Source organism: Micromonospora sp. NPDC047753 (assembly GCF_040642735.1).
Classification (GTDB): Bacteria; Actinomycetota; Actinomycetes; order Mycobacteriales; family Micromonosporaceae; genus Micromonospora.
In genome coordinates, this window is sequence record NZ_JBEYSL010000587.1 from 1 (window position 1) to 3757 (window position 3757).

Consider the following 3757-nt stretch of genomic DNA (forward strand, 5'->3'; position numbering starts at 1 on the left):
GGTGCCCTTCCTGGCGGTGTCGTTGGAGCAGGTGAAGGCGAACTTCGAACGGTACGGGCTACTCGACGGCCAGGTCCGGTTCCTCAAGGGCTGGTTCTCGGACACCCTGCCGACCGCGCCGGTGGAGCAGATCTCGGTGATGCGTCTCGACGGGGACCTCTACGACTCGACGATGGTGGCGCTGCGCTCGCTCTACCCGAAGCTCTCCGTCGGAGGCTACGTGATCATCGACGACTACCACGCGGTACGCGGCTGCAAGCAGGCCGTCGACGACTTCCGCGCCGAACACGGCATCGAGGACGAGCTGCATCAGGTGGACTGGACCTGCCGCTACTGGCGGCGGTCGCGCTAGACCTGGCCGGACAAAGGGCGGCGGGTGGGAGGTCCTGGGACCTCCCACCCGCCAACTTTTCGCTCGTGCTCAGTTGGCCGGCGGCGTCTGCGGGTTGGCCGCGACCCACTGCGCCACCCGGTCCTCGCGCAGGGCGGCGAAGAGCGCCGGGGCCCTAACCTCGTCCAGCCGCACCGCGGACCCGGCCGGGGTCTGCAGGTTCGCGTCGCTGAACGGGACGGTGACGAACTGGACGGTCTCCGGATTCACCTTGCGCAGCACGAGGGCGAGGTCGGTGAGGTTCAGGTCTCGGTCGACGACAAGCGATTCGGCCGCGGTGGTGAGCACCCGGTCGAGTCGGGTCGGGCTGGTGAGCAGATCTGTCGCGGTGACCCGTTCGGCCAGGGCGCGTACCACGAGCTGTTGGTCGTGGATGCGGCCGAAGTCTCCGCCGGGCACGCCGTGCCGCTGCCGCATCAGGTCGTCGGCCGCCTTGCCGTCCAGGTCGTGGCAGCCGGCGGGCCAGGTGGTGCCGGTGTCCGAGGACTTGACGGTGTACGGCAGGCACACGTTGATCCCCTCCACCGCGTCCACCAGCTTGCGGACGGCGGCGAAGTTGGCCACCAGCACGCCGTCGAGTGGTAGCCCGGTGAGCTTGGCGACCGTCTCGGCGGCCAGGGCGGCGCCCCCGAACGCGAACGCGGCATTGATCTTGTTGGGGCCGCCGGCCCAGGTCTGCCCCGCCGCGGGCACATCGACGTAACTGTCCCGGGGGATGGAGACGACGGTGGCCGCCTCTCGCGCGGCGTTGACGTGCACCAGCATGATGGTGTCCGACCGCTGCCCGGGGTAGAGGGCCTGGTCCGGCTCGCCGTCGCGGGAGTCCGACCCGAGCAGCAGGAGATTGAGCGGCCCCGACTCCCACCGGCGGTCGTCGTGGGTGCCCTGGCCGAGGATGTCCTCGCGCTGGACCCGGCCCTCGTACCGGTGCTTCACACCGAAGCCGACGGTGACGAGGCCCGCGCAGAGCACGCCGAACATCAGGAGCAGGGCGAGGCCCGCCTTCTTCCACCCGGCCATCGCCCGCCACCTCGACGGCGCCGGCGTGGCCGTGCGTCCGGGGATACCGGTCACCATATTGACCACCTCTGCACGAACTCTCGGGACGCTGAACCTGTTGTGTGGCAAGGGATGCAACCGCTCGGGACACGTGCCTGCCACACTCACGAAGCATTTAATCACTCTTTAGGGTCTCTATGCCGCTTTATCCCCTTTGCCCGATTTTGCGGTGCCATTCTGGCCTTCGAGTGAGCGAGGGAGTTGGCATGTACGGAGTACCCACCAAGGGGCCACACATCGGAGGTGGCCTTGCCGCCACCGGGGTTGCCGTTCAATCCTGGTTGCTGGTCGGCGTCGGGCTGGTAGTGCTGGGTCTGGCACTGTGGCTCGTCGCCATGTTGGGCCGCGAGCGATGACAGGTTCCCGACGCGGGTCGTGGCTGCGCGCCAGCGCAGGTGGCCTGATCGGAGTCGCCGCCGCCGTCGCCATGCTCTGGCGGTGGCACGACATCGCCAGCGCGGAGGCGTGGCTGAACGCCCATCTCGTCAACGCCGTCGGGTTGGCGGACACCAAATCCATCGGCGCGGCCGTGATCTTCCCACTGGACGAGCGCTGGGTCGGCTTCATGGTCTCCAGCGGCTGCTCGGTCGCGATGTTGCTGATCCCGCCGATCGTGCTCGCGTCGACGTTGATCGGGTTCCGCCGCATCTCTCTGACGCGTGGAATCAACGCCCTGGCGATGGCCGTCGCGCTGCTGGTCACTGTGAACCAGATCCGACTCGGCGCGGTGGTGGTCTCGATGCAGACCTGGGGCTTCAAACTGGGCTACGAACGCAGCCACGTGCTGATCGGCTCGGTGATCACGACCGCCGGTCTGATCGCCGTCACGATCCTCTTCGTGGTCCTGGTCAGCCGGACCAAGCGGATCGCCGGGACGGTCGCCGGTGTCCACTGAGACGCAGTCGCTCGCCCTGCTCAACACCGCGGCGTTCCTGCTGTGCGTCAGCTTCTGCGCGTACGTGCTGAGCATCCTGGTGTTCCACCTGAAGAGCGGACGTAGTCGGGGCGGCAGCCCGGACGGCTTCGACTGGCACATCATCGTGCCGTGCCGCAACGAGGCGTCGGTCATCGGCGACACCGTGCGGCGTCTGCTCTGCGACTTCCCGCAGGCGACCGTCTGGTGCGTCGACGACGCGTCCGACGACGGCACGATGGCCGAACTGGCGGCCTTCACCGACCAACCGCGGGTGCACGTGATCCAGCGTCAGCTACCGGACGCGCGACAGGGCAAGGGCGCCGCGCTCAACGCCGCCTGGCGACGCATCGATCAGTCGTTGCCCGCCAACGCGGACCGCAGCCGGGTGATCGTCGGCGTGCTGGACGCGGACAGCCGACTCGACCCGCAGGGTCCCGTCGCGCTCTCCGGCCGTCAGTACTTCGGCTCGGCGCAGGTCGGCGCGGTACAGGTGGAGGTGCGAATGCTCCAGTGCGCGCCGCGCCGGTACGCCCCGACCACCGAGGTCGGTCGCTGGGGACGGCTGCTGATCCGGCTACAGGACATGGAGTTCCGCGCCCCGATCGCCGCCATGCAGTCGCTGCGGCGACGCACCGGCAGCGTGGCGATGGGCGGCAACGGGCAGTTCACCCGGCTGTCCCTGCTCAACGAGATCGCCGACCAGCACGGCACACCGTGGCACGGCGCCCTCCTGGAGGACTTCGAGCTGGGCCTGCACATCCTGCTGGCCGGGGGCCGCACCGAGTACTGCCCGGAGAGCTGGGTGGCCCAGGAGGCGCTGACCCGGATCCGCCCGCTGGTGCGGCAACGCACCCGCTGGGCCCAGGGGTCGATGCAGTGTGGCCGCTACCTCGGTAGGGTGCTGCGCTCGCCACGAATCCGCAACTCGGCCACCCTGGAGATCGCCCACTTCCTGGCCGCACCGTGGACCCAACTGCTCGGCACGCCGATCTACATCGCCTGCCTGGTGGTGATGTCCTACTACATCGACAACACAATGGGTGGACTGCGCGGCTGGTGGAGCAGTGGCGGCTGGGGCGTACCCCCGTTGGTGCTCGTCTTCGGCATCGGACCGTTCGCCCTGTGGGGCATCGTCTACCGGATCCGTTGTGAGCCGCAGTTGTCGATTCCCAAGGCCCTGCTGCTGGGCGTCTGCCACTGGCTGTACAGCTATGCCCAGTCGCTGGCGGTCTGGTTGGCCTTCGCCCGCATGGTGACGGCCCGCACGGACTGGCAGAAGACCGCCCGTGCCGCCGATCCGCAGCCGCAGCCGGCCCGGGCCGTGGGCCGGGTGGCCGTCGGCCAGGCGGCCGTGGGCCGGGCCGCCGTGCCGGCACAGCCCCGCCGGGCCC

General features: G+C 69.2%; 5 protein-coding genes. 4 read left to right on the top strand and 1 reads right to left on the bottom strand.

All coding sequences use genetic code 11. The features are described 5' to 3' along the window. Nucleotides 1-352: TylF/MycF/NovP-related O-methyltransferase (locus tag ABZ749_RS31380; protein WP_357234143.1), on the top strand; the 352-nt coding region annotated here is incomplete at its 5' end. Between the two features lie 69 nt (nt 353-421). Here the strand turns inward: ABZ749_RS31380 and ABZ749_RS31385 are convergent. Then, nucleotides 422-1411, bottom strand: a complete 990-nt coding sequence (locus tag ABZ749_RS31385; protein WP_357234146.1) for an LCP family protein — start codon at nt 1409-1411, stop codon at nt 422-424. 245 nt (nt 1412-1656) lie between these two features. Between ABZ749_RS31385 and ABZ749_RS31390 the strand changes: the two genes are divergently transcribed. The 3 genes from ABZ749_RS31390 to ABZ749_RS31400 all read left to right on the top strand — a co-directional run. Next, nucleotides 1657-1806 carry a peptidase gene (locus ABZ749_RS31390; protein WP_088989215.1) on the top strand — a complete coding sequence of 50 codons (150 nt, stop codon included), beginning with the start codon at nt 1657-1659 and terminating at the stop codon, nt 1804-1806. Further along, nucleotides 1803-2345 carry a hypothetical protein gene (locus tag ABZ749_RS31395; RefSeq protein WP_357234149.1) on the top strand — a complete coding sequence of 181 codons (543 nt, stop codon included), beginning with the start codon at nt 1803-1805 and terminating at the stop codon, nt 2343-2345. Before ABZ749_RS31390 ends, ABZ749_RS31395 begins: the two co-directional genes overlap by 4 nt. Continuing rightward, a partial coding sequence (locus ABZ749_RS31400) for a glycosyltransferase family 2 protein (protein ID WP_357234151.1) occupies nt 2335-3757 on the top strand: 1423 nt, incomplete at its 3' end. The genes ABZ749_RS31395 and ABZ749_RS31400, both read left to right, overlap by 11 nt.